Here is a 26,089-nt window from a genome sequence, read left to right as displayed (position 1 = left end):
GTACGCGGCGCGGGCGACCGGGGCCGGCGTTTCGGCGTGCGGACGCCGGTCGAACGGCCATTTGCATGCGCCGGGAGGCGGGCGCGGCGATGCCCGGCCGGGCGCCGCCGCGCCGCCGCGGGCTCAGTGCGAGCCCGACTGGCCGGCGCGCGCGGCCTGGCCGCCGGCCGGCCAGAGCAGGGCCAGCGGATTCGACAGCACCGTGCGGACGATCGCGGCGACGAGCGCGCGCACCCGGGTCGGGCGCAGGCTGCGCGAGCGCACGGCCATCGTGAACGCGAGCGCGAAGCTCACGAGCACGTTGAGGATCGCCATGCTGAGCACGCCGGCGGCGGCCCACCACAGCTCGGGCGTGCCGAGCGCGCCCTTGCCCAGCACGCCGAGCGCGATCCCGATCGAGCCGGCCGACAGCGTCACGTGCCGCACCTCGAACGGGAACAGGAACACGGTGACGATCGCCGGGATGAGGCCGAGCATCAGGCCGAGGCCGACGTTCGCGACCACGCCCGCGACGTTCGACCGGCAGAAATGCGCGAGCTTCGCGGCGCCGGCGACGCCGAGCGTGAGACGCAGCCGGCGGTTGTACGTGAGCGCGTCGCCGACCCGGTGCAGCACGAACCAGTTGTCGGCCCAGCCCGCGAGCAGGCTCGATGCCCACAGCAGCACGCCCGTCAGCGCCGCGTAGAGCGGCGTCGGCCCGAGCAGCGAGAACGAGTGCAGCGTCGCGTGCGCCTTCTGCGGCGAGATCAGGTTCGCGTGCAGCACGTTGCCCGCGAACAACTGCACCAGCAGGCACACCGGCAGCACGACGAGCACGTTGCCGGAAATCGCGGCGGCCTGCGTGCGGATCAGCGCGATCACCGACGCGACGAACGCCTTCACGCCTTCCTCGTGGCCGGTGCCGTCGAGTTCGCGCGCGAGCGTCGGCGCGGTCATCGCGGGCTGCTTGGTCGCGAGCGTGAAGTGCAGGAAGTGCATCAGCATGAAGCTGGCCGCGTAGTTGATGCCGGCGAGCAGGCCTTCTAGCATCGACTGCAGGTGGGCGCCCGTGATCGCGAACTTCACGCACACGGTCACGACGGTGACCAGCCCGCCGCCCGCGGCCATCCGCAGCATCTTCAGGTATTCGGCGCGGCCGCGCGAGATGTAGTGCTCGCCGGTGTCCGCGTTGGTTTCGACGAGCTTGCGCGCGAACAGCGAGAAGTTGCTGCGCACGAGGTGCGTCACGCTCTGGCTGTTCTGGTTCGCGTCGACGAGTTCCGCCGTCAGGCGCGCCATCCCGTGCAGGTCGTCGCGGGCCATCCACGCGTTCAGCAGCGTTTCGGCGCGCAGGATGCGCATCCGCATCCGCTCGACCTGGAACACGATGTCGACCGACACGCCGTTGCGATACAGGTGCGCGAATACGTCGTCGACGGCGATCCGGCATTCGTCGAGCAGCACGCGCAGGTAGTTCACCTCGTGCAGCAGCTTGCTCGGGTCGCCGCCGTCCTCGACCGCCGCGTGCGCGGTCTCGACCGCGAGCATCGCGCGCGTGAGGCGGTAGAAGGGCTGCGTTTCGAGCGGCTTGCGCGCATCGTCGTCGGACAGGCGGCTGCGCACCGTCTGCGACAGGCCGGTCGAGCTGATCTGGCAGGTCAGGTTGTGCAGCGCGGCCAGCAGGTCACGCGAGAACGAGCCCGGCTCGTGGCGCTCCTCCTCGGTGACGTCGAACGAGATCAGGTCGGCGAGGCGCGCGAGCAGGTCGTCGGGCAGCGCGTCGATCCATTGGGCGTCGTCAGGCGTCGGGAACATCAGCGTGAACAGCGCCGACAGCTCCCGGCGGTTCGGCGCGGGCGGGATCAGCGACGAGTCGATCCGCTCGAACAGCGCGCCGAAGAAGCCCGAGTGCACCGGCATGCCGGCGTCGCACAGCAGCGAGATGCCGTCGCACTCGCGCAGGATGCCGCGCAGGATGCGCGCGGCGTGCGCCTTCCACGCGGGGTTGCGGTCGAGCACATGGAACAGGTAGCGCAGCCGTGCGTGGGCCGGGTATGCGCGCACGTCGGCGTCGCGATCGGCCGACGCGTCCTGCGCGGCCATCGCGCCGGTGCGGCGCAGCCAGTGCGCGAGCTCGATCAGCCACTCGCTGCGTTCGGCATACGACGCATCGGCGTCGGCATGCGCGAGCAACGCATCGAGCTGGTGACCGGCATTGCGCGACGCGCGCCACTTCTTGATCAGGGTCGTCAGGGAACGAAACATAAGCGGAATAGCGAAAGCCCTGGACGGGCGGGTTCGGGATGCCGGCCGGGGAAACGGCGCGGCGCCGGGGAGAACGGGTGAGACGGGGCGGTGGCCGGACAATGCGCGGCGACCCGCGATGCGGCTGCCCCGCTGCGTTGCACGCCGATCGCGTGCAGGCGCCGGGAGGCACGGCGGTCGGGCCGAACGCGCCCCGGCGCCGCTGGCTGGCGCGCACGACGAACGGCGCGGGCCTGAAAGTGCGTAGGATCGTCAATCGCGACGGAAAACGCAAGCCGACCGCGTTGCATGTCGCCGGTTCCGGCCGACTTTGCCAAACAATGCAAAGTCGCCGATCGGCCGATGACCGCGACGCGCGTCGCGGCCGGCTTGTGCCGACCGCCGCCGGCGAGCGCCGGCGAACAGCGCGGGGCGGCCGCGGCGCGCTAACGGACGCCGTGCCGGGCGGTCGCCTGCGCGCCGCGCGCCCGGGCTAGGCGCCGGCGTTGCCGCCCGGCGCCGGATTGGCCGGGCACGGCACGACCGGCACGGCGGCCGTCTTGCCGCCGGGCGCGGGCCCCGCGGCGACCGGCGTGCCGCGGCGCGCGGCCATCGCGCGCACGCCGGCCGCGGCTTGCGCGGCAATCACGTCGAGCGCGCGCCGGTGGCCGGCGACGAGCGCGTCGTAACCGTCGGCCACCGATTCCGCGACGCTGGTGCGGCAGGTCATCACGGCCTGCGTGGCGAGCGAGCGCACGCTCCAGACGGCGTCGACCGCCGCGCGTTTGCCGGGCCACGACTCGAAGCGCTGCACGTTCACGCTGATCCGGTACACGGGCACGCCGGGCGGATACGCGGAATTCACGACGTCGATCGTGCCGAGCTGCGCGGCGAGATCGTCCGACAGCGCGCGGCGGATCTCGTCGGCGGGCGGCGACGCCCAGCGTTCCTGCTCGAGCACGTCGACCTGCGCGGCGTTCTTCTGCACGACCAGCTGGTTCTTCGCGACCTGCTCGGGCACGCCGACCGACGGTACTTCGATCAGGAAGGCCGGGTTGGCCGGCGCGGTGCGCAGCGGCGCGGCGGCGTCGGCCGGGCTGAGCGTGTAGAACCGCGCGGGCGGCGAGCTGCACGCGGCGAGCGCGAGTGCGGCGAAGGCCGCCGCCGCGGCGCGCGCGAAACCGTTCACGCGTGTCGTCGTCATGGTTGATCTCCTGGCTTGCCCTTGAGCAGCGATTCGGGGTGGCGCTCCAGATAGTCGGCGAGCGCGTTCAGCGACTGCAGCGTGCGCGTGAGCTCCTTCAGCGCGCCGCGCACGTCGGATTGCAGCGGCGAATCCTGCTGCAGCGTCGCCTCGGCGGTCGAGAAGGTCTGCTTCGCGGCCGTCAGCGTGTCGCGCGCTTCCGGCGCGACCTGCGTGTCGAGCTGCTTGAACAGCTTGTCGGCGTTGGACAGCGCGCTGTTCAGGTTCGCGCCGATCTGGTCGAACGGCACCTTGTCGAGCTTCTTCGCGATGTCGGCGACCTGCAGCTGCAGCTCGTCGAGCGAGTTCGGCACGGTCGGCAGCTCGAGCGGCTGGCGCGTCGTGTCGATCTTCACGCCCGGCGCCTTCGGGAAGAAGTCGAGCGCGACGTACAGCTGGCTCGTCAGCAGGTTGCCGGTGCGCAGCTGGCCGCGCAGCCCGTGCTGGACGAGCCGCTCGACGATCTCGCGGCGGGCCGGTTCGCCCTTGCTGCCGATCGTCTCGCGGAAGCGGCGGCCGAGGCGCTCCGGATACACGTTCATCGTGACCGGCATCGTGAAATTCTTCGCCTTCGGATCGTAGTCGATGCCGATGTTCGTCACTTCGCCGAGCACGATGCCGCGGAAGTCGACCGTCGCGCCGACGGCGAGCCCGCGCAGCGACTGGTTGAAGTTCATCACGACCTGCAGCGGCTGGCCGTCCGGATCGCGCATCGCGTCGCTCTCGTCGGACGCGAGGCGGAACGTCGTGTTGTTCGGCGCGGTCGCGCCGCTGTCCTGGCTCGGCGGCGTCTGGAATGCGATGCCGCCGATGATCACCGTCGCGAGCGACTGCGTGTTCAGCTTCAGGCCGCTCGAATCGAGCCGCAGGTCGACGCCGCTCGCCTGCCACCAGCGCGAGTTCACACCGACGTACTGGTCGTACGGCGCATTGACGAACACGTTGAACGTGACGCCCGTGCCGTCCTTGTCGAGCGAGAAGCCGACCACCTGGCCGACCTGCACGCGGCGGTAGTAGATGGGCGAGCCGATGTCGATCGAGCCGAGCGAATCGCCGCGCAGCACGTACTGCGTGCCTTTCTGGTCGCCCGTGACGGCGGGCGGCGTCTCGAGGCCCGTGAAGTCGGTCAGCGTGTCCTGCCCGCGCCCGGCGTCGACGCCGATGTACGCGCCGGACAGCAGCGTGCCGAGCCCCGACACGCCGGTCGCGCCGACGCGCGGCCGCACGATCCAGAAGCGCGAGCCCTTGACCGCGAAGTCCTCCGCTTCCTTCTTGAGCTGCACCTGGACCAGCACGCGTGACAGGTCCTTCGACAGCGTGATCGTCTTGACCATGCCGATCTCGACGTCCTTGTACTTGACCTGGGTCTTGCCGGGCTCGAGTCCCTCGGCGCTGTGGAAGCTGATCGTGATTTCCGGGCCGCGCTCGCGCACGGACTTGATCACGAGGCCGATGCCGATCAGCGCCGCGATCAGCGGCACGAGCCAGACGAGCGACGGCAGCCAGCCGCTTTTCGTCGAGATCGTCGGATCGGGCGGCCGGGGCGCGTCGTGCTGCGGGCCTTGTGGACTATTCATGGTGATTCCCTGAGGTTTCGACTGGATCCCAGATCAGGCGGGGATCGAACTGCATCGACGCGAGCATCGTCAGGATCACGACGGAACCGAACGCAAGCGCGCCGGGGCCGGCCGTGATGACGGCGAGCGAACGGAAATGGACGAGCGCGACGGTCAGTGTCACGACGAAGATGTCGAGCATCGACCAGCGGCCGATGCGCTCGACGATCCGGAACAGGCGCGTGCGCTGCAACGGCCGCCAGGTGGCGCCGCGCTGCGTGCTGATCACGAGGATCAGCAGCACGCCGAGCTTGAGCATCGGCACGAGGATGCTTGCGACGAACACCACCACGGCGAGCGGCCAGTCGCCGGACACCCAGAAGTAGATGACGCCGCTCATGATGGTGTCTTCCTGCGAGCCGACGATCGACGCGGTGCGCATGATCGGCAGCAGGTTCGCGGGAATGTAGAGGATCACGGCCGCGATCAGCAGCGCCCACGTGCGCATGATGCTGTTCGGCGTGCGGAAATGGAGTGCGCTGCCGCAGCGCGCGCAGTGCGCGTGCGGGCGCTCGAGCGTCTGCACGAGCCCGCACACGTGGCAGCTGGCGTAGCCCTCGCGGGCGGCGGTCGGGATCGTCATCGGCGGGTGGCGTCCGGCAGCGCGGCGTCGGCGTCGGCGTCGGCCTGCGCGCCCGTGCGCCCGGCGCGCAGGTCGTCGGCGATGTCCCACAGCGTGCGCGGATCGAACATCAGCACGACCGCGATCATCAGCGTCAGCGCGGCGAACGCGAACAGCGCGGCGTCCGGCACGACGCGCGCGAGGCTGACCATCTTGACGATCGTCACGAGAATGCCGAGCATGAACACCTCGATCATCCCCCAGGGCCGCACGAGTTCGATCGCGCGCAGCACCAGGTTGAAGCCGGGCGGCACGACGCCGCGGCGGATCGGCAGCAGCAGGTACAGCAGCGCGGCCATTTCGACGAGCGGGAACAGCACGGTCGAGCAGAACACCATCACGCCGACGATCGCCATGTCCTGGTGCCACAGCGAATCGATCGCGCCGATCAGCGTCGTCTGCACGCGATTGCCGTTCACGTCCATTTCGAGGATCGGGAACGCCTGCGCGATCGTGAACGTGATCAGCGCCGCGAGCGCGAGCGCGCAGATCCGCTCGATCTGCGCGGCGCTGTTGCGGTAGAGCAGCGCGTCGCAGCGCGGGCAGCGCGCGGATTCACGTCCGCTGAGGCGCGGTTTGTGCAACAGTGCGTCGCACTCGTGACAGGCAATCAGGTCGTTTCGTTGCATGGAAAGGGCGGTTGTGCGACGGTCGGGGAGATGCGTCGACGGGGCCGGAACCCGCGCCAATCTTACCAAAAGGCCTTTTTCGGTGCGTCAACGATCGCGTGTCCGGTGACCGGTCGGTAACATGACAGGAAACCGTCAGCCGGCTGACACGCCTGTTTTCAGAGTCCGCGCGTGTCAAAAGGTTGCGGTAGCATGGCGCCCTTGACAAGCGTCGGACGAATCGCCGGCGCGGCCGTTCGCTGAACTGAGGAATCCAAGATGGCATCGAATTCGCTGCCGGCCAGGCCGGTGCGCTATACGCAGACCGCGATCGCGCTGCACTGGCTGATCGCGCTGCTGATCATCTGCGGCTTCGCGCTGGGCTGGGTGATGACCGACATCCCCGGCTTCACGCCGACGAAGCTGAAGTACTTCTCGTGGCACAAGTGGATCGGCGTGACCGCGTTCGCGCTGGCCGTCATCCGCGTGCTGTGGCGCGCGACCCACGTGCCGCCGGCGCTGCCGGGCGCCACGCCCGCGTGGCAGCGGGCGGCCTCGCACGGCGTGCATTTTCTGCTGTACGTGCTGATGCTGGTGATTCCGGTCACCGGCTACCTGTACAGCTCGGCGTCGAACATTCCGGTCGTCTACCTGGGCATCGTGCCGCTGCCGCGGCTGATCGACCCCGATCCGGTGCTCAAGGAAACCTTCAAGACGCTTCACGTATCCTTGAATTACATTCTGCTTGCGCTCGTGTCGCTGCACGTGCTCGCCGCGCTCAAGCACCAGCTGTTGGACCGTGACGGCCTGCTGTCGCGGATGCTTCCCTTTGCCAAATGAAGGATCCCATGAAAGTGTCTTTCTCCCGCTCCATGCTGGCCGCGCTCGCCGCGGTGTCGTTCGTCGCGTCGGGCGCGGCGCATGCCGACGTCGATCTCGCGAAGAGCAAGGTGTCCGCCGTGTCGAAGCAGATGAACGTGCCGACCGAAGGCGCGTTCCGGAAGTTTTCCGCCCAGGTGAAGTTCGACCCGGCGAAAGCCGCGCAGGGCAGCGCCCAGATGACGATCGACGTCGCGAGCTACGACCTCGGCGACAAGATGTACAACGACCAGGTCGCCGGCAAGGACTGGTTCGACGCCAAGACGTATCCGCAGGCGACGTTCGTGTCGTCGGCGATCGCGCCGGCCGGCGGCAACAAGTACAACGTGACTGGCAAGCTGACGATCAAGGGCAAGTCCGAGACCGTCACGGTGCCCGTCACGGTCACGCAGAGCGGCGCGACGCAGACGTTCGACGGCGTGCTGCCGATCAAGCGTTCGACGTTCAACGTCGGCACCGGCGAGTGGAAGGACACGTCGGTCGTCGCGGATGAAGTGCAGATCAAGTTCCATCTCGTCGCCACGAAGTAAGCGGCGGCTGTCGCATCACCCGATTGCCGCGCCCGGGGGCGCGGCGCCGTTCCAAGGAGAATGAATTGAAAAAGCATCTGATGATCGCCGCGGGCGCGCTGGCTGCATCGCTGTCGTTCTCGGCGTTTGCCGAAAGCGCGACGTACCAGTTCGACCCGAGCCACACGTACCCGAGCTTCGAGGCCGACCACTTCGGCGGCCTGTCGGTCTGGCGCGGCAAGTTCGACAAGTCGAGCGGCAGCGTGACGCTGGATCGCGAAGCGAAGACGGGCACGGTCGACGTGACGACCGACATCGCGTCGATCCACACGGGCAGCGCGAAGCTCGACGAGCATCTGCAGACGAACGATTTCTTCGATGTCGCGAAGTTCCCGCAGGCGAACTACAAGGGCACGATCAAGTTCGACGGCGACAAGCCGGTGGCGGTGGTCGGCAACCTGACGCTGCACGGCGTCACGAAGCCGCTGACGCTGAAGATCGACTCGTTCAAGTGCATGCCGCACCCGATGCTCAAGCGTGAAGTGTGCGGCGTCGACGCCGTCGGCGAATTCAACCGCGACGATTTCGGCCTCGACTACGGCAAGCAGTACGGCTTCAAGATGAAGACGAAGCTGCTGATCACGGCCGAAGCCGTCAAGCAGCAGTAACGTCGCCGGCCGGGCCGACCGGCCGCGCGCCAGCCGCCGCCTTCCCGTTACGGGGGCGGCGGCTTTTTTTTGCGCGCCTATAATCGCCCGAGCGCCGTTCGCGGCGCGGCGGCAAGCCGATGGCGCTGGACGGCCGCCGCACACAGAACGTACAACGACAAGGAGATCGCCGATGCATGCCGCCACGCAGTCCCGTTCCATTGCCTCGTCGCCGCGCGTGTGGCGCGCGGTGGTCGCCGCGTCGATCGGCAATGCGCTCGAGTGGTTCGATCTCGTCGTCTACGGCTTCTTCGCGGTGACCATCGCGAAGCTGTTCTTCCCGGCCGGCAACGACACCGTGTCGCTGCTGCTCACGCTCGGCACGTTCGGCGTGTCGTTCTTCATGCGGCCGCTCGGCGCGATCGTGCTCGGCGCGTATGCCGACCGCGCGGGCCGCAAGGCCGCGCTCACGCTGTCGATCCTGCTGATGATGGTCGGCACGCTGATCATCGCGGTGCTGCCGACCTACGACACGATCGGCGTCGCGGCGCCGCTGATCCTCGTCGCCGCGCGGCTGATGCAGGGCTTCTCGGCCGGCGGCGAGTTCGGCAGCGCGACCGCGTTCCTCGCCGAGCACGTGCCGGGGCGGCGCGGCTTCTTCGCGAGCTGGCAGGTCGCGAGCCAGGGCTTCACGACGCTGCTCGCCGCCGGCTTCGGCACCGTGCTGAACGCGCAGCTCACGGCCGCGCAGATGGCGTCGTGGGGCTGGCGTGTGCCGTTCTTCTTCGGGCTGCTGCTCGGGCCGGTCGCGTACTACATCCGCAAGAAGGTCGACGAGACGCCCGAGTTCCTGGCCGCCGAGGGCACCGCGAACCCGTTACGCGACACGTTCGCGTCGCACAAGGCGCGGCTGGTTGCCGCGATGGGCGCGGTCGTGCTCGGCACCGTCGCGACCTATCTCGTGCTGTTCATGCCGACCTACGGCGTGAAGCAGCTCGGCCTCGCGCCGTCGGCCGCGTTCGCGGCGATCCTCGTCGTCGGCGTGATCCAGATGGCGTTCGCGCCGCTGGTGGGCCACTGGTCGGACACCTACGGCCGCGTGCGCGTGATGATCGCGCCGGCCGTCGGCATCCTCGTGCTGATCTACCCGGCGTTCGCGTACCTGGTCGCGCATCCGGGCTTCGGTACGCTGATCGCGCTGCAGGTGCTGCTCGCGTTCCTGATGACGGGCTATTTCGCGGCGCTGCCGGGCCTGCTGTCCGAGGTCTTCCCGGTGCAGACGCGCACGACCGGGATGTCGCTCGCGTACAACGTCGCGGTGACGATCTTCGGCGGCTTCGGGCCGTTCATCATCGCGTGGCTGATCCGCGCGACCGGGATGAAGACCGCACCGAGCTTTTACCTGATGTTCGCGGCCGTGCTGAGCCTCGTGGCGCTGGTGGTGTTGCGCCGGCGCTTCGGGTTCCGCTGAGCGGGCGGCGCGTCAGCTGCCGGCACGCTCGCACACCGGCTGCGCGGGCATCAGTCGCGCCGGCGCGTCGACGGTGCGCACCGGGCGCCCCGCGAGCGCGGCGAGCGCCTGCCGAAGCTGCCAGTCGGCGGCCGTGCCGAACGCGCGTTGCGGCAGGGCCGCGCTCCTCGACGTGTCGACCTTCGCGCGCACGCGCGCGTCGCGCAGCTTCTGGCGGTCCTTGCGCACCTGCGCGAACGGGTCGGGCGCCAGCCGGTCCGCATACGGTGCGCGGGCGAGGTCGGCTTCCCGGTACCACAGCAGCACGCCGTCGACGTCCGAGTCTCGGCGCGGCGGCACGAGCCAGTCCGGCACGACGCCGTAGCCGTCCATCGGGCAGCCGTTCGGCCGCAGGTTGCGCGCGAACGTGAAATTCAGGCGCGTGCCGTCGATCAGGTCGACGCCCGTCTGCGCGAGCCCCTTCCCGTAGGTCGGCATGCCGAGCAGCTTCGCGCGGCCGAGGTCCTTCAGCGCGGCCGCGGTCGCCTCGGCGGCCGACGCGCTCTGCCCGTCGACGAGCACGACGAGCGGCACGGTGCGCCACCAGTCGTCGGCCTGCAGCGGCGCGAGCGGGTCCTGCCCGTGCATGACCGGCAGTTCGTAGTCGGGCCAGTTGGTCGTGTAGCGGCGGCGGTGGGCGTCGTCGCGCTCGACCGTCACCATCGCGGTGCGGTCGCGCCCGGCGAACAGCGCGGTGATGCCGATCGCCGCATTGAGCGCGCCGCCGCCATTGATGCGCAGATCCAGAATCATGCCCTTCACCGGCGGGCCCGTGCGGCGCGCGGCCTGCACCGCGTCGATGTAGTCGCCGACCGCAGGCTCCGGAAAGCTCGACAGCCGCGTGTACAGGATGTCGCCGTCGAGCCGTTTCGCGATCGCCGGATGCGGCTTGACGATCGCCCGCACGGGCGCGAAGTTCAGCACCGTGTGTTGCGGGCCGCGCTGCACCGTGAGCCTGAGCGGGACGCCCGCGTCGCCTTTCGCGAGTTTCACGATCTCGGCGCTGTCGATGCCGACGACGCTCCTGTCGTTCATCGCGACCACGAGATCGTCGGGGCGCACGCCGGCCTGCTCGGCGGGCGCGTCGGGAATCACGTCGATGATGTGCAGTCCGTCGGGGCGCGTCTCGAACACGATCCCGATGCCCGGCGTGCCGTCGCGCGCGCGCCGCTCGTCGTCGAGCTGCTCCAGCCGCTCCTTCGCGTTGAAGAAGCGTGCGTACGGCAGTGTCTTGATGCCGTCGTGCACCGTGGCGTCGAGCAGCGCGCCGATGTCGATGTCGGTCAGGTGCTGCTTCTTCAGGAGTTCGACCGCCGCCTTCAGTTCGCAGAGCTGCGGTTCCCAGTCGTGCGGGCAGGGCGACGGCGGCGGCGAAGCGGCGGGAAGCGAAGCGGCGGCCGGCGCGGACGCCGGTTGCGCGCCGGCCGCCGATGCATGCGGCAGCAGCACGGCCGCGACGGTTGCGCAGGCGGCGAGGCGACGAACGATAAACGTGGCAGGCATCATCGGGACAGCAGGCTCGAACGGGTGGCGAGGGGCGCCCGGCCGCACGCGACCGTCAGGCCGCGGGGAAGGGCGGAGACGATTGTAGCCGACGCGCGTGACGGCGCAGGTCGGGCCGGCCGCGCGTCGCACGGCGGCGCGGGCATGAAAAAACCGGCCCGACGGGCCGGTTTGGGTCCTTGCCGAAACGGCGCGGTGCTTACACCTGCGCGCCGGCGTTGGGATCGTCCGGATCGTGCGCGGTCTTCTTTTCCTTGACCAGGTCTTCGCGCTTGATGCCGAGCCACATCGCGAGCGAGCCCGCGACGAACACCGACGAGTAGATGCCGAACATGATGCCGACCGTCAGCGCGAGTGCGAAGTAGTGCAGCGTCGGGCCGCCGAAGAAGAACATCGACAGCACCATCATTTCGGTCGACGTGTGCGTGATGATGGTTCGCGACATCGTGGTCGTGATCGCGTGGTTGATCACTTCCTGCACGCTCATCTTGCGTTCGCGGCGGAACGTCTCGCGGATCCGGTCGAAGATGACGACCGACTCGTTGACCGAGTAGCCGAGCACCGCGAGGATCGCCGCGAGCACCGCCAGCGAGAACTCCCACTGGAAGAACGCGAAGAAGCCGAGAATGATCACGACGTCGTGCAGGTTGGCGATGATGCCGGCCACCGCGTACTTCCATTCGAAGCGGAACGACAGGTAGATCACGATGCCGATCACGACGCAGGCGAGCGCGAGCAGGCCGTCGGTCGCGAGCTCCCGGCCGACCTGCGGGCCGACGAACTCGACGCGCTGCAGCGTGACGTCCGGGCTCTGCGCCTTCAGCGCGCCCATCACCTGGTCGCTCTGCTGCGCGGACGTGAGGCCTTCCTTCAGTTGCAGGCGGATCAGCACGTTGCGCGACGTGCCGAAGTTCTGCACCTGCGCGTCGGCGTAGCCGAGCTTGCCGAGCGTCGCGCGCACCGGTTCGAGTTCGGCGGCCTGCTGGTACTGCACCTCGATCACCGTACCGCCGGTGAATTCGACGGACAGGTGCAGCCCGCGGTGGAACAGGAAGAACACGGCGGCGAGGAACGTGACCAGCGAGATCACGTTGAACACCAGCGCGTGCCGCATGAACGGAATGTCTTTACGGATGCGGAAAAATTCCATGGTCTCGTCTCCGGGGCCTTATTGGGTCGAGCCCGGTTTCTTCGGCGACACGCCTTGCTGCGCACGGTTGCGCAGTTGCGGCTTGCCGGCGCGCGGCGCGTTGCCCTTCGCCGGGGCGGCGAGCTTCGCGGCGCGCGCGGTATCGGTCGATTCGTCCGCGTCGGAGAACGACGCGGCGGCGGCAGCGGCGCCTTCCGGCTTCCACACCTGGCCGATCGCGAGCGACTTCAGCTTCTTGCGGCCGCCGTACCAGAGGTTGACGATCCCGCGCGAGAAGAACACCGCGGAGAACATCGACGTCAGGATGCCGAGGCAGTGCACGATCGCGAACGCGCGCACCGGGCCCGAGCCGAACGCGAGCAGCGCGAGGCCGGCGATCAGCGTCGTGACGTTCGAGTCGAGAATCGTCGCCCACGCATGCGCGTAGCCGGACTGGATCGCAAGCTGCGGCGGCTGGCCGGCGCGCAGTTCTTCACGCACGCGCTCGTTGATCAGCACGTTCGAATCGATCGCCATGCCGAGCGCGAGCGCGATGGCGGCGATACCGGGCAGCGTCAGCGTCGCCTGCATCAGCGACAGTACGGCGACGAGCAGCAGCAGGTTCACCGACAGGCCGATCACCGAGATCACGCCGAACAGCATGTAGTACGCGATCATGAACACGGCGATCGCGCAGAAGCCCCAGATCACCGAGTGGACGCCCATCTTGATGTTGTCGGCGCCGAGGCTCGGGCCGATCGTACGTTCCTCGATGATGTCCATCGGCGCGGCGAGCGAGCCGGCGCGCAGCAGCAGCGCGAGGTCGGCCGCGGCTTGCGGCGTCGGCTGGCCCGTGATCTGGAAGCGGTCGCCGAGTTCCGACTGGATCGTCGCGACCGTCAGCACTTCGCCCTTGCCCTTCTCGAACAGCACCATCGCCATCGGCTTGCCGATGTTCTCGCGCGACACCGCGCGCACCGAGCGGCCGCCGGCCGAATCGAGGCGGATGTTGACGGACGGACGCTGGTGGTCGTCGAAGCCGGCCGACGCGTCGATGATGCGGTCGCCGGTGAAGATCACGTCCTTCTTCAGCAGCACGGGCGCCTGGTTGCCCTGCGTGAACAGCTCCTCGCCCGGCGGCACAGGGTCGTTCGGGTTCGGGTGCGTGTTGATCGGGTCGGCGAGGCGCGCCTCGAGCGTCGCGGTGCGGCCGATGATGTCCTTCGCCTTCGCGGTGTCCTGCACGCCCGGCAGTTCGACCACGATGCGGTCGCTGCCCTGCTGCTGCAGGATCGGCTCCGACACGCCGAGTTCGTTCACGCGGTTGTGGAGCGTCGTCAGGTTCTGCTTGAGCGCGGCGTCCTCGACGGACTTCTGCACGGCCGGCGTGAACGTGCCGACGACCTGCGTGCCGCCGCCGCCGGGCTGGGTCGCCCATTGCAGTTCGGTGATCGAGGCGGCGAGCGCCTGGCGCGCCTGGTCGGCCGTCTGCGCATCGCTGAAGTTGACGACGACGGACTGGTCGACGCGGCTTACGCCGCCGTCGCGGATGTTCTTGTCGCGCAGCAGCGTGCGTGCGTCGGACGCGTCGGAGTCGAGCTTCTTCGTGAGCGCGCCGGTCATGTCGACCTGGAGCAGGAAGTGGACGCCGCCGCGCAGGTCGAGGCCGAGATACATCGGCAGCGCGTGCAGGGCGGTCAGCCAGCGCGGCGACGCACTCTGCAGGTTCAGGGCGACGACGTACTGCGGATCGTTCGGGTCGGCGTTCAGCGACTTCTGCAGCAGGTCCTTGACGCGCAGCTGCGTATCGGTGTCCTTCAGGCGCACGCGGATGTTCGCGTTGGTCGCCGTGTTCTCGAAGGTGACGTCGTCCGGCGTGATCTGCGCGGAAGCGAGCGCCGATTCGACCTGGGTCAGCGTGGTCGAGTCGAGCTTGACCGTGGCCTTGCCGCTCGACACCTGCACCGCCGGCGCTTCGCCGAAGAAGTTGGGCAATGTGTACAGAAGGCCGATGGCGAGCGCCACGACCATCACGACATATTTCCAGAGTGGATAACGATTCATGAGGGAGCCGAACGGGTGGTTGGCGTGAAAGCGTCGCGTCCGGCGCCGCGGCGGCCCCCTCGGTCGGGCGGGCGCGGCGCGGGGAGCCGGACGCTCGGTGAAGGGCTTACAGCGACTTGATCGTGCCCTTCGGCAGAATGGTCGTGACAGCGGCCTTCTGCACGGTGATTTCGGTGCCTTCGGCGATCTCGACGCCGATGTAGCCTTCGGTGACCTTCGTCACCTTGCCCACGAGGCCGCCGCTCGTGACGACTTCGTCGCCCTTGGCCATGGCCGCGAGCATGTTGCGGTGCTCCTTCTGACGCTTCATCTGCGGACGGATCATGATGAAGTAGAGCACGGCAAACATCAGGATGAGCGGCAGGAAGCTCATCAGGCTCGATTCGGCGCCACCGGCACCTTGCGCGAACGCGTTGGAAATGAACGGCACTTGGTCTCTCCGTAGGGGAAGATCGAAAAATAAGCCGGTTATTCTACCACCGGCCCCATGCGCAAACGGATCGGCAAATGCGCTTTCGGATCAAGCTGTTAAAGCGCGAACCGATACCGTTACGGCGTGTATGGAAAGGTAATTGTAATATTTGGCGGTCGCGGCTGGCCACTGGAACGCGTCAATTAGTACACGTCCTATGTGACGTGCCGCCGCGCGGGCGGCCGGCCCGTCAGTCGACGCCTCTCGCGCGATCCTCCGCGAAGCGCTGGCGGAACGCATCGAACGTATGGGTCTCGATCGCGTCGCGGATCTCGCTCATCAGCTGCAGGTAGTAGTGCAGGTTGTGGATCGTGTTGAGCTGCGCGCCGAGGATTTCGCCGACGCGGTGCAGGTGGTGCAGGTAGCCGCGCGAGAAGTTCCGGCACGTGTAGCACGTGCAGCTCGCGTCGAGCGGCTTCAGCGAGTTCTTGTGCGTCGCGTTGCGGATCTTCACGTCGCCGAAGCGCGTGAACAGCCAGCCGTTGCGCGCGTTGCGGGTCGGCATCACGCAGTCGAACATGTCGACGCCGTTGGCGACGCCCTCGACCAGGTCCTCCGGCGTGCCGACGCCCATCAGGTAGTGCGGCTTGTCGGCCGGCAGCTTCGGGCCCACGTGCCGCAGCACGCGCATCATGTCTTCCTTCGGCTCGCCGACCGACAGCCCGCCGATCGCCAGGCCGTGGAAGCCGAGTTCCGACAGGCCGGCAAGCGATTCGTCGCGCAGGTCCTCGAACATCCCGCCCTGGACGATCCCGAACAGCGCATTCGGGTTGCCGAGCCGGTTGAATTCGTCGAGCGAGCGCTTCGCCCAGCGCAGCGACATGCGCATCGAGTCGGCCGCTTCCTTGTGCGTCGTCGGCACGCCGTCGGTGGCGTACGGCGTGCATTCGTCGAACTGCATCACGACGTCGGAGTTCAGCACCTTCTGGATCTGCATCGACACTTCCGGCGACAGGAACAGCTTGTCGCCGTTGATCGGCGACGCGAACGTGACGCCGTCCTCGGTGATCTTGCGCAGGTCGCCGAGCGAGAACACCTGGAAGCCGCCCGAGTCGGTCAGGATCGGCTTGTTCCAGCCCATGAAGCGGTGCAGGCCGCCGTGCGCGTCGATCGTGTCGAGGCCCGGGCGCAGCCACAGGTGGAACGTGTTGCCGAGGATGATCTGGGCGTTGATCTCGTGCAGCTCGCGCGGCTGGATCGCCTTCACGGTGCCGTACGTGCCGACCGGCATGAAGATCGGCGTCTCGACCACGCCGTGGTTGAGCTTCACCCGGCCGCGGCGCGCATGGCCGTCGGTCGTCAGCAGTTCGAATTCGAGCCCGTTTGCCGGGCGGTCCTGCACGGGCGCGTGCGTATCGTGGGATGAACCTTCGGTCATCGCGTCATTCTCCTTGCTACCGGAGAACAGTCCGGCGCATGTTGAAAACGCCGCCGGAACGCCGGCGGCGGTGAAAAAAACGGGGCGTGCGACCGGCGCGGGCCGGCCGACGGGAGCGTCGGGGCGGCCGCGCGCCGCGCTTCAGGCGCCCGCCGCCTCCGGTGTGTCGCGCCGCGTGAGCAGCATCGCGTCGCCGTAGCTGAAGAAGCGGTAGCGTTCGTCGATCGCGTGCCGGTACGCGGCGCGGATCGTCTCGACGCCGGCGAACGCGGACACGAGCATCAGCAGCGTCGACTTCGGCAGGTGGAAGTTCGTGACGAGCCGGTCGACCACGCGGAAACGGTAGCCGGGCGTGATGAAGATGTCGGTCTCGGCCTGCGCGGCCGCGAGCGGGCGGCCCGCTTCGTCGGCCGCGCGCGCGGCCGCTTCGAGCGCGCGCATCGACGTCGTGCCGACCGCGATCACGTTGCCGCCGCGCGCGCGGGTCGCGGCGATCCGGTCGACGAGCGCCTGCGGCAGGTCGTACCACTCGCTGTGCATCTTGTGCTCGGCGATGTTGTCGACGCGCACCGGCTGGAACGTGCCCGCGCCGACGTGCAGCGTCAGCGTCGCGCGCTCGACGCCCATCGCGTCGAGCTTCGCGAGCAGCGGCTGGTCGAAGTGCAGCCCGGCCGTCGGCGCGGCGACCGCGCCCGGGTTGCTCGCGTAGACGGTCTGGTAGCGCGTCTCGTCGGTCGCGTCGGGATCGTGCTCGATATACGGCGGCAACGGCAGGCGCCCGTACTGCTCGATCAGCTCGAGGCACGGCGCGGGGAAGTGCAGCGTGAAGAACGGCTCGACGCGCTCGCCGACCGTCACGTCGAAGGCGTCGGCGAGACGCAGCGTCGTGCCGGCGCCCGGCGACTTGCTCGCGCGGATCTGCGCGAGCGCCGTGTGCGTGCCCGTCACGCGCTCGACCAGCACCTCGATCTTGCCGCCGCTGGCCTTCTGGCCGAAGAAGCGGGCCTTCAGCACCTTGGTATCGTTGAACACGAGCAGGTCGCCGGGCGCGATGCACGACGGCAGCTCGGTGAAATGCCGGTCGACGAGGCGCGCGGGCTCGACGGCGCCGTCGACCTCGAGCAGGCGGCTCGCGGTGCGGTCGGGCAGCGCGGTTTGCGCGATCAGCTCGGGCGGCAGATTGAAATCGAAATCGGAAAGCGTGAACATGCGGGCTGGTTCGAAACGGCCGGCGGGCGTCGCCGGCAGGGCGGAAACGCGTAATCGGGGCGCGCGAGCCGCTATGATGGCGGGATGCGCGGCCTGGCCGGCGTCGTTCGTTCGGGCGACGTGAAAGCCGCTATTGTACTTGCCTTGCGAAGCACCCAGACGATCCGATGCCTGTGTCACCACGCCGTTCCTCCGCTGCCGTTGCCGATTCCGCCGATCCGTTCGACGCGGAGGATGGGGTGTTACCCGCGCGCGGCGCGGGAGAGCGCGACGTGGCGGCGCACGGTCCGGCGGAACCTGGCGCGGGCGAGCGCGACGCGGCGGAGCGGGCCGCCCCGCGCCGCGCCGGCCCGAAGCGCGGCGCCGACGGGCGGCTCGCGCAGCCGGCCGCGGCCGACGCGGCGCCCGACGCCGAACACGCCGCCGCGGGCGACGCAGCGGGAGCGGCCGGCGCGAAGCGCAAGAAAAAGGCCGCCGCCGACAAGCCCGTGAAGACCGCCGACAAGCTCGCGAAGCTCGGCCTCACGCGTTCGATCGATCTCGTGCTGCATCTGCCGATGCGCTACGAGGACGAAACCACGCTCACGCCGATCGGCGAGCTGCTGCCGGGCGGCATCGCGCAGGCCGAAGGCGTCGTGTTCGACAACGAGGTCGCGTACCGGCCGCGCCGCCAGCTCGTCGTGAAGATCCAGGACGACGATGGCGAGCACCTGGTGCTGCGCTTCCTGAATTTCTACGGCTCGCAGGTCAAGCAGATGGCCGTCGGCCAGCGGCTGCGCGTGCGCGGCGACGTGCGCGGCGGCTTCTTCGGGATGGAGATGGTGCATCCGGCGGTGCGCGTCGTCGAGGCGGATGCGCCGCTGCCGCAGGTGCTCACGCCCGTCTATCCGAGCACGGCCGGGGTGTCGCAGGCCTATCTGCGCAAGGCGATCGAGAACGCGGTCGAGCGCACGCCGCTGCCCGAGCTGCTGCCGCCCGAGATCGAGCGCGATTACCTGAAGCCGCTCGGCGTGCCGTCGCTCGAGCAGGCGGTGCGCATCCTGCACCATCCGGGCGTCGATTCCGACGAGGCCGCGCTGATGGACGGCTCGCATCCGGCGTGGACGCGCATCAAGTTCGAGGAACTGCTCGCGCAGCAACTGTCGCTCAAGCGCGCGCACGAGGAGCGCCGCACGCGCGCGGCGCCCGCGATGCCGCGCCGCACGGCGAGCGATGCCGATGCGCTGACGACCCGGTTCTACGCGGCGCTGCCGTTCACGCTGACGGGCGCGCAGTCGCGCGTCGTCGACGAGATCGCGCAGGATCTGACGCTCGCGCACCCGATGCAGCGCCTGCTGCAGGGCGACGTCGGCAGCGGCAAGACCGTCGTCGCGGCGCTGGCCGCCACGCAGGCGATCGACGCCGGCTACCAGGCCGCGCTGATGGCGCCTACCGAAATCCTCGCGGAACAGCACGCACGCAAGTTGCGCGCGTGGCTCGAGCCGCTCGGCGTCACGGTGGCGTGGCTCGCGGGCAGCCTGAAGGCGAAGGAGAAGCGGGCGGCGATCGAGGCGGCCGCGCTGGGCACCGCGCAGCTCGTGATCGGCACGCACGCGATCATCCAGGACACGGTCGAATTCGCGCGGCTCGGCCTCGTGATCGTCGACGAGCAGCACCGCTTCGGCGTCGAGCAGCGGCTCGCGCTGCGCGCGAAGGCCGCGAACGCGGCCAACGGCGCCCGCGATTTCCAGCCGCACCAACTGATGATGTCGGCCACGCCGATTCCGCGCACGCTCGCGATGACGTACTACGCGGATCTCGAGGTCTCGACGATCGACGAACTGCCGCCGGGCCGCACGCCCGTGCTGACGCGTCTCGTCGGCGACGCGCGGCGCGAGGAGGTGATCGCCCGCGTGCGCGAGGCGGCGCTGACGGGGCGCCAGGTGTACTGGGTCTGCCCGTTGATCGAGGAGAGCGAGACGCTGCAGCTGCAGACGGCCGTCGAGACCTACGAGACGCTGGCCGCCGCGCTGCCCGAGCTGAAGGTCGGGCTCGTGCACGGCCGGCTGTCGCCGGCCGACAAGGCGGCCGTGATGGACGCGTTCACGCGCAACGAGGTGCAGCTGCTCGTCGCGACGACCGTGATCGAGGTCGGCGTCGACGTGCCGAACGCATCGCTGATGGTGATCGAGCACGCGGAACGCTTCGGCCTCGCGCAGCTGCACCAGCTGCGCGGCCGCGTCGGGCGCGGCACCGCGGCGTCGGTGTGCGTGCTGCTGTACACGGGGCCGCTGTCGATCGCCGGCCGCGAGCGGCTGAAGACGATGCGCGAGACGACCGACGGCTTTGAGATCGCCCGCCGCGACCTCGAGATCCGCGGCCCCGGCGAATTCCTGGGGGCGCGCCAGTCGGGCGCGGCGATGCTGCGTTTTGCGAACCTCGAGACCGACGGCTGGCTGATCGATCCGGCCCGCGAAGCCGCGACGCGGCTGATCGCCGCGTACCCCGGCGTCGTCACGCAGCATCTCGCGCGCTGGCTCGGCGCGCGGGAACAGTACCTGAAGGCCTGATCCGCAGGCTGAGGCCGGGTTTGAAACGGCCGTTCGACGTATTCCGATATACAGAGAACTTGGCGAACCGGTGTCACAGGGTGTATAAATTAAACCTATCGCATGTATATCCCTGATTGACCCACAATGACGCTGACTGAATTGAAATACATCGTCGCGGTCGCGCGCGAACGGCATTTCGGCCGCGCGGCCGAAGCCTGCTTCGTGAGCCAGCCGACGCTGTCGGTGGCGATCAAGAAGCTCGAAGACGAGCTCAACGTGCAGATTTTCGAGCGCGGCGCGAGCGAGGTGAGCGTAACGCCGATCGGCGACCAGATCGTCACGCAGGCGCAGCGCGTGCTCGAGCAGACCTTCGCGATCAAGGAGATCGCGAAGCAGGGCAAGGATCCGCTGGTCGGGCCGTTCCGTCTCGGCGTGATCTACACGATCGGGCCGTACCTGCTGCCGACGCTCGTCAAGCAGATGATCCAGCGGGTCCCGCAGATGCCGCTGATGCTGCAGGAGAACTACACGCTGAAGCTGCTCGAACTGCTGAAGCAGGGCGAGATCGACGCCGCGATCATGGCGCTGCCGTTCCCGGAAACCGGCCTGATGGTGCGGCCGCTGTACGACGAGCCGTTCGTCGTCGCGCTGCCTGCGGGCCATCCGTGGGAGAAGCGCGCCGAGATCGATGCCGAGGACCTGAAGCAGGAAACCATGCTGCTGCTCGGCAACGGCCACTGCTTCCGCGATCACGTGCTCGGCGTGTGCCCGGAACTGATGCGCTTCTCGCAGACCGCCGACGGCATCCAGAAGACCTTCGAGGGCTCGTCGCTCGAGACGATCCGCCACATGGTCGCGAGCGGCGTCGGCATCACCGTGCTGCCGCGCATGTCGGTCGCCGAGATCGGCCCGCGCGCGAACGGCCCCGATGCCGAGTTGCTGTCGTACGTGCCGTTCAACGAACCGGTGCCCGACCGCCGCGTCGTGCTCGTATGGCGCAAGAGCTTCACGCGGATGCCCGCGATCGACGCGATCAGCGACGCGATTTCCGCGTGCGATCTGCCGGGCGTCGCGAAGCTCGACATGCCGGCCACGATGAACTGAGCGGGCGGTAGCACGCAGGCGTGGCGGTACGATGAACGGGGTCTTGCGACCCCGTTTATTTTTCTCTATCACATAGATAAAATTTATTAAATTTAAATTATTGATAGATGTAGATAGAATGCTCTACATGGATCGGCGTCGTGTCGGCGCCCGGTCTGCACGTGGAATGCAAGCGTCAAAGGAGGATGTCATGATGCGGTCGGTATTGCAGCACGCGCAGCGGAACATCCCGTCGCGCGACGCGGTCGTACATCGCGCCAGGTCGGTGGTTCGCAGCCTGCGTCCGATTGCGTTCGCGTACCTGGCGGACCGCGTGTATGGTGGCTGAACGTCGCCCGCACGCCGGTTTCCTGTTCCCCCGATTCACCGACGTCTAGCCATGAGGGAGCATCGCATGTCCGAAAGCTGGAACACCCCCCGCACCACCGGCGCGGCCCCGGCCGGCAGCCGTTTTCCCGGGCGCCCCGCTGGCGGCGCCACGCCGAGGGAGCGCACGCCGATCGCCGCGCACGACACCCCGTAGTACGACAGGAGGACCGACCTGTTCCGTTTCCCATCCCCGCAATGACACTCCACGAACCGCACCCGGCATGACGCCGGAGCGGACCGATGGAGGCAGACGAGCAAGCCAAGGAGAAATCGCATGTCGAACGAAACGAAGTGCCCGTTCAACCACACCGCTGGCGGCGGCACGACGAACAAGGACTGGTGGCCGAATCAGCTGAACCTCAACATCCTGCACCGGCATTCGGCGCTGTCCGATCCGATGGACAAGGATTTCGACTACGCCGAGGCATTCGGGAAGCTGGATCTCGCGGCGGTGCGGAAGGACCTGCATGCGCTGATGACGGCGTCGCAGGACTGGTGGCCGGCCGACTTCGGCCACTACGGCGGCCTGTTCATCCGCATGGCGTGGCATAGCGCCGGCACGTACCGCACGGCCGACGGCCGCGGCGGCGCGGGTGGCGGGCAGCAGCGCTTCGCGCCGCTCAACAGCTGGCCGGACAACGTGAGCCTCGACAAGGCGCGCCGCCTGCTGTGGCCGATCAAGCAGAAGTACGGCCGCAACATCTCGTGGGCCGACCTGCTGATCCTGACCGGCAACGTCGCGCTCGAATCGATGGGCTTCAAGACCTTCGGTTTCGCCGGCGGCCGCGTCGACACGTGGGAACCGGACGACGTCTACTGGGGTTCGGAAAAGATCTGGCTGGAACTGAGCGGCGGCCCGAACAGCCGCTACACGGGCAAGCGCGACCTCGAAAGCCCGCTCGCCGCGGTGCAGATGGGCCTCATCTACGTGAACCCGGAAGGTCCGGACGGCAACCCCGACCCGGTCGCCGCCGCGCATGACATCCGCGAGACCTTCGCGCGGATGGCGATGAACGACGAAGAGACGGTCGCGCTGATCGCGGGCGGCCACACGTTCGGCAAGACGCACGGCGCCGGCCCGGCCTCGAACGTCGGTCCCGAGCCGGAAGCGGCCGGCCTCGAGCAGCAGGGCCTCGGCTGGAAGAGCACGTTCGGCACGGGCAAGGGCGCGGATACGATCACGAGCGGCCTCGAAGTCACGTGGACGTCGACGCCGACGCAGTGGAGCAACGACTTCTTCAAGCACCTGTTCAGCTATGAGTGGGAACTGACGAAGAGCCCGGCCGGCGCGCACCAGTGGGTCGCGAAGGATGCCGGCGACGTGATTCCGGATGCCTACGACGCGTCGAAGAAGCATCGCCCGACGATGCTGACGACCGACCTGTCGCTGCGTTTCGATCCGGCCTACGAGAAGATTTCGCGCCGCTTCCACGAGAACCCGGCCGAGTTCGCCGATGCGTTCGCGCGCGCCTGGTTCAAGCTCACGCACCGCGACATGGGCCCGCGTGCCCGCTATCTCGGCCCGGATGTGCCGGCCGAGCAGCTGTTGTGGCAGGACCCGATCCCGGCCGTCGACCACCCGTTGATCGACGATGCCGACGTCGCCGCGCTGAAGGCGAAGGTGCTGGCATCGGGCCTGTCGGTGTCGCAGCTCGTGTCGACCGCCTGGGCGTCGGCGGCGACGTTCCGCGGTTCGGACAAGCGCGGCGGCGCGAACGGTGCGCGGATTCGCCTCGCGCCGCAGAAGGACTGGGAAGTGAACCGTCCGGCCGAACTCGCGAAGGTGCTCGCGACGCTCGAGGGCGTGCAGAAGGCGTTCAACGACGCGCAGACGGGCGGCAAGAAGGTGTCGCTCGCCGACCTGATCGTGCTGGGCGGTGCGGCCGGCGTCGAGCAGGCCGCGAAGAACGCGGGCGTCGCGGTGACGGTGCCGTTCGCCCCGGGTCGCGCGGATGCGCTGCAGGAACAGACCGATATCGACGCAATGGCCGTGCTCGAGCCGGTTGCGGACGGTTTCCGCAACTTCCTGAAGCACGCGTACAAGACGCCGGCCGAGGCGCTGCTGGTCGACAAGGCGCAACTGCTGACGCTGAGCGCGCCCGAGATGACTGCGCTCGTCGGTGGCCTGCGTGTGCTCGGCACGAACGTCGGCGACGCGAAGCATGGCGTGTTCACCGATCGTCCGGAAGCGCTGACGAACGACTTCTTCGTGAACCTGCTCGACATGGGCACGGAATGGAAGCCGGTGTCGGCCGCGAACGACGTGTTCGAAGGGCGCGACCGGGCGACGGGCAAGGTCAAGTGGACCGGCACGCGGGTCGACCTGATCTTCGGCTCGCACGCGCAACTGCGCGCGCTGGCCGAGGTGTACGGCAGCGCAGATGCGAAGGAGAAGTTCGCGCGCGACTTCGTCGCGGCCTGGAACAAGGTGATGAACCTCGACCGCTTCGACCTCGCGTGAGCGTCGCCGCGCGGTAGGGCGGCCATGCAGTAACGGGAAACGGCCGGCCATCCGGCCGGCCGTTTCTTCCAGAGCAGGGGTTTTGTCGAAGGAGTGACGATCATGACGCAAATGATGTTGAACATGCGCGCCGCGCTGGCGGCGCCGAGGGTGCGCGCGCCGGCCGGGATCGTGCGGCGCGTGGTCGGGTTCGCGATCCTCATCGGCGGCGCGGCCGAACTGGTGTCGCAGGCGCTGCGCGCGATCGCGGCCGCCTGAGTCCGGCGCCCGGTGCGCCATGCTGCCGGCGCGCGCCGCGCGTGCGGTCAATGCAGGAACAGGAAGGTCGCCGGATTCGCCGGGTGCGTTCCGGTGCACTGGATAAGGAGTCCATAGCATGTCGAGAAAGCGCAACGCCGCACAGATCAACATCGGCATCGGCGACAAGGACCGCAGGAAGATCGCGGAAGGCCTGTCGCGCCTGCTTGCCGATACGTTCACGCTGTACCTGAAGACCCACAATTTCCACTGGAACGTCACGGGCCCGATGTTCAATACGCTGCACCTGATGTTCGAGGCGCAGTACAACGAACTGTGGCTCGCGGTCGATTCGGTCGCGGAGCGGATTCGCACGCTCGGCGTCGTCGCGCCGGGCACATTCGCCGATTTCGCGAAACTGTCGTCGGTGCCGGAAGCGAACGGCGTGCCGGCGGCCGAAGAGATGATCCGCCAGCTCGTCGAAGGGCACGAGACGGTCGTGCGCACCGCGCGCGAAATCTTTCCGGTCGCCGCCGCGGCAAGCGACGAGCCGACCGCCGACCTGCTGACCCAGCGTCTGCAGACGCATGAAAAGACCGCGTGGATGCTGCGGTCGCTGCTGGCGTAGGCGCGGCATCGCCGCGCAGGGCCGGCCGCTCCGGTGCGGGCCGGATCGAATCAGTCCCTTGATTGACGTGCGGCACGGCGCGGCCTTACGGGACGGGCGCTGGCGGCTCGTCTGCCGTCGCCGGCGGCAGGCCCCGGGCGGCCGCGACATGACGCGAAGCGCCGCTCGGCTCTAAAATGCCGGGGTTATCTTCCCGGTGCTTCGCCATGCTTGCCCGCTTCCCCCTGTATCTGCGGCTTGTCCGGATGGACAAGCCGATCGGCAGCCTGCTGCTGCTCTGGCCGACGCTGAATGCGCTGTGGATCGCGTCGGACGGCCATCCGCGCTGGTCGCTGTTCGTGATCTTCTCGCTCGGCACGCTGCTGATGCGCTCGGCCGGCTGCGCGATGAACGACTACGCCGACCGCGATTTCGACCGCCACGTGAAGCGCACCGCCGACCGGCCGCTGACGTCCGGCAAGATCCGCGCATGGGAGGCCGTCGCGATCGCCGTCGCGCTCGCATTCATCTCGTATCTGCTGATCCTGCCGCTCAACACGCTGACGAAGGAGCTGTCCGTCGTCGCGCTGTTCGTCGCCGGCTCCTATCCGTTCATGAAGCGCTTCTTCGCGATTCCGCAGGCGTATCTCGGCATCGCGTTCGGCTTCGGCATTCCGATGGCGTTCGCGGCCGTGCAGGACACGGTGCCGGCGATCGCGTGGGTGATGCTGGTCGCGAACGTCTTCTGGTCGGTCGCGTACGACACCGAGTATGCGATGGTCGATCGCGACGACGACATCAAGATCGGGATCCGCACGTCGGCGCTGACCTTCGGCCGCTTCGACGTCGCGGCCGTGATGGCGTGCTATGCGGCGACGCTCGGCATCTACGTGTGGATCGGCGTGACGCTCGGCTTCGGTCTCGCGTACTGGGCCGGCTGGGCGGCGGCGGCGGGCTGCGCGCTGTATCACTACACGCTGATCAAGGGCCGCGAGCGGATGCCGTGCTTCGCGGCATTTCGCCACAACAACTGGCTCGGCGGCGTGCTGTTCGCGGGCATCGCCGCCCATTACCTGCTGGCCGGCAACTGAACGCGGCCGCGCGCTGCGCCTGAAAAAAAAGCGGCCTGACGGCCGCTTTTTTTACGTCGGGCGCCGGCGCGCCGGCG

At 68.5% G+C, this 26,089-nt stretch carries 21 protein-coding genes; 10 read left to right on the top strand and 11 right to left on the bottom strand.

The features are described from left to right. Window positions 1-123 precede the first annotated feature (123 nt). From GQ57_RS07235 to GQ57_RS07210, 5 genes are all read right to left on the bottom strand, one after another. Complete coding sequence (locus tag GQ57_RS07235) at window positions 124-2,244, bottom strand: site-specific recombinase (protein WP_031402150.1); 2,121 nt, start codon at window positions 2,242-2,244, stop codon at window positions 124-126. A gap of 472 nt (window positions 2,245-2,716) precedes the next feature. Then, a complete protein-coding gene (locus GQ57_RS07225; RefSeq protein ID WP_031402151.1) occupies window positions 2,717-3,427 on the bottom strand; it encodes a PqiC family protein in 711 nt (236 codons plus the stop codon). Further along, window positions 3,424-5,043 carry a PqiB family protein gene (locus tag GQ57_RS07220; RefSeq protein WP_031402152.1) on the bottom strand — a complete coding sequence of 540 codons (1,620 nt, stop codon included), beginning with the start codon at window positions 5,041-5,043 and terminating at the stop codon, window positions 3,424-3,426. The genes GQ57_RS07225 and GQ57_RS07220 overlap by 4 nt, the downstream gene beginning before the upstream one ends. Beyond that, window positions 5,036-5,665 (bottom strand): paraquat-inducible protein A, encoded by a 630-nt coding sequence (locus GQ57_RS07215; RefSeq protein WP_034197488.1) that lies wholly within the window; start codon window positions 5,663-5,665, stop codon window positions 5,036-5,038. The genes GQ57_RS07220 and GQ57_RS07215 overlap by 8 nt, the downstream gene beginning before the upstream one ends. Continuing rightward, window positions 5,662-6,333, bottom strand: coding sequence for a paraquat-inducible protein A (locus GQ57_RS07210; protein ID WP_034197487.1), 672 nt, complete (start codon window positions 6,331-6,333; stop codon window positions 5,662-5,664). Before GQ57_RS07210 ends, GQ57_RS07215 begins: the two co-directional genes overlap by 4 nt. A gap of 258 nt (window positions 6,334-6,591) precedes the next feature. Between GQ57_RS07210 and GQ57_RS07205 the strand changes: the two genes are divergently transcribed. From GQ57_RS07205 to GQ57_RS07190, 4 genes are all read left to right on the top strand, one after another. Beyond that, window positions 6,592-7,152, top strand: a complete 561-nt coding sequence (locus GQ57_RS07205; protein WP_031402155.1) for a cytochrome b — start codon at window positions 6,592-6,594, stop codon at window positions 7,150-7,152. Between the two features lie 8 nt (window positions 7,153-7,160). Next, window positions 7,161-7,721, top strand: a complete 561-nt coding sequence (locus GQ57_RS07200; RefSeq protein WP_031402156.1) for a YceI family protein — start codon at window positions 7,161-7,163, stop codon at window positions 7,719-7,721. Window positions 7,722-7,786: 65 nt separating this feature from the next. Next, window positions 7,787-8,368, top strand: a complete 582-nt coding sequence (locus tag GQ57_RS07195) for a YceI family protein (protein WP_031402157.1) — start codon at window positions 7,787-7,789, stop codon at window positions 8,366-8,368. Window positions 8,369-8,540: 172 nt separating this feature from the next. Then, window positions 8,541-9,818, top strand: a complete 1,278-nt coding sequence (locus GQ57_RS07190) for an MFS transporter (protein WP_031402158.1) — start codon at window positions 8,541-8,543, stop codon at window positions 9,816-9,818. A 12-nt stretch (window positions 9,819-9,830) separates the two neighbouring features. Here the strand turns inward: GQ57_RS07190 and GQ57_RS07185 are convergent, their stop codons facing one another. From GQ57_RS07185 to queA, 6 genes are all read right to left on the bottom strand, one after another. After that, on the bottom strand, window positions 9,831-11,363 hold the full coding sequence (locus tag GQ57_RS07185) for a S41 family peptidase (protein ID WP_031402159.1): 1,533 nt from the start codon (window positions 11,361-11,363) through the stop codon (window positions 9,831-9,833). Window positions 11,364-11,559: 196 nt separating this feature from the next. Further along, window positions 11,560-12,510 (bottom strand): protein translocase subunit SecF, encoded by a 951-nt coding sequence (secF, locus tag GQ57_RS07180; protein WP_006476870.1) that lies wholly within the window; start codon window positions 12,508-12,510, stop codon window positions 11,560-11,562. 18 nt (window positions 12,511-12,528) lie between these two features. Further along, window positions 12,529-14,553, bottom strand: a complete 2,025-nt coding sequence (secD, locus tag GQ57_RS07175; protein WP_031402160.1) for a protein translocase subunit SecD — start codon at window positions 14,551-14,553, stop codon at window positions 12,529-12,531. 106 nt (window positions 14,554-14,659) lie between these two features. Beyond that, window positions 14,660-14,983, bottom strand: a complete 324-nt coding sequence (yajC, locus tag GQ57_RS07170; protein WP_006476868.1) for a preprotein translocase subunit YajC — start codon at window positions 14,981-14,983, stop codon at window positions 14,660-14,662. 232 nt (window positions 14,984-15,215) lie between these two features. Next, a complete protein-coding gene (gene tgt, locus GQ57_RS07165) occupies window positions 15,216-16,403 on the bottom strand; it encodes a tRNA guanosine(34) transglycosylase Tgt (RefSeq protein ID WP_031402161.1) in 1,188 nt (395 codons plus the stop codon). Window positions 16,404-16,544: 141 nt separating this feature from the next. Continuing rightward, window positions 16,545-17,612, bottom strand: a complete 1,068-nt coding sequence (gene queA / locus GQ57_RS07160; protein WP_031402162.1) for a tRNA preQ1(34) S-adenosylmethionine ribosyltransferase-isomerase QueA — start codon at window positions 17,610-17,612, stop codon at window positions 16,545-16,547. Window positions 17,613-17,779: 167 nt separating this feature from the next. Between queA and recG the strand changes: the two genes are divergently transcribed. The 6 genes from recG (at window position 17,780) to ubiA (ending at window position 26,012) form a co-directional block, all read left to right on the top strand. Then, the gene (gene recG / locus GQ57_RS07155; protein WP_034197486.1) at window positions 17,780-20,161 is read left to right on the top strand and encodes an ATP-dependent DNA helicase RecG; all 2,382 of its coding nucleotides are present in this window, start codon (window positions 17,780-17,782) and stop codon (window positions 20,159-20,161) included. A gap of 126 nt (window positions 20,162-20,287) precedes the next feature. Continuing rightward, a complete protein-coding gene (locus tag GQ57_RS07150; RefSeq protein WP_031402164.1) occupies window positions 20,288-21,247 on the top strand; it encodes a hydrogen peroxide-inducible genes activator in 960 nt (319 codons plus the stop codon). Between the two features lie 643 nt (window positions 21,248-21,890). After that, complete coding sequence (gene katG, locus GQ57_RS07140) at window positions 21,891-24,077, top strand: catalase/peroxidase HPI (protein WP_031402165.1); 2,187 nt, start codon at window positions 21,891-21,893, stop codon at window positions 24,075-24,077. Between the two features lie 102 nt (window positions 24,078-24,179). Continuing rightward, window positions 24,180-24,335: a hypothetical protein gene (locus GQ57_RS43290; protein WP_162836109.1), complete on the top strand. Its 156-nt coding sequence runs from the start codon at window positions 24,180-24,182 to the stop codon at window positions 24,333-24,335. 118 nt (window positions 24,336-24,453) lie between these two features. After that, the gene (locus tag GQ57_RS07135; RefSeq protein ID WP_031402166.1) at window positions 24,454-24,942 is read left to right on the top strand and encodes a Dps family protein; all 489 of its coding nucleotides are present in this window, start codon (window positions 24,454-24,456) and stop codon (window positions 24,940-24,942) included. A gap of 206 nt (window positions 24,943-25,148) precedes the next feature. Further along, window positions 25,149-26,012, top strand: coding sequence for a 4-hydroxybenzoate octaprenyltransferase (ubiA, locus tag GQ57_RS07130; RefSeq protein ID WP_031402167.1), 864 nt, complete (start codon window positions 25,149-25,151; stop codon window positions 26,010-26,012). Window positions 26,013-26,089 lie beyond the last annotated feature (77 nt).

It is taken from the genome of Burkholderia sp. MSh2, assembly GCF_000731655.1.
In the GTDB taxonomy this organism is placed as follows: domain Bacteria; phylum Pseudomonadota; class Gammaproteobacteria; order Burkholderiales; family Burkholderiaceae; genus Burkholderia; species Burkholderia paludis.
This window is presented reverse-complemented; position numbering and strand designations above follow the sequence as displayed.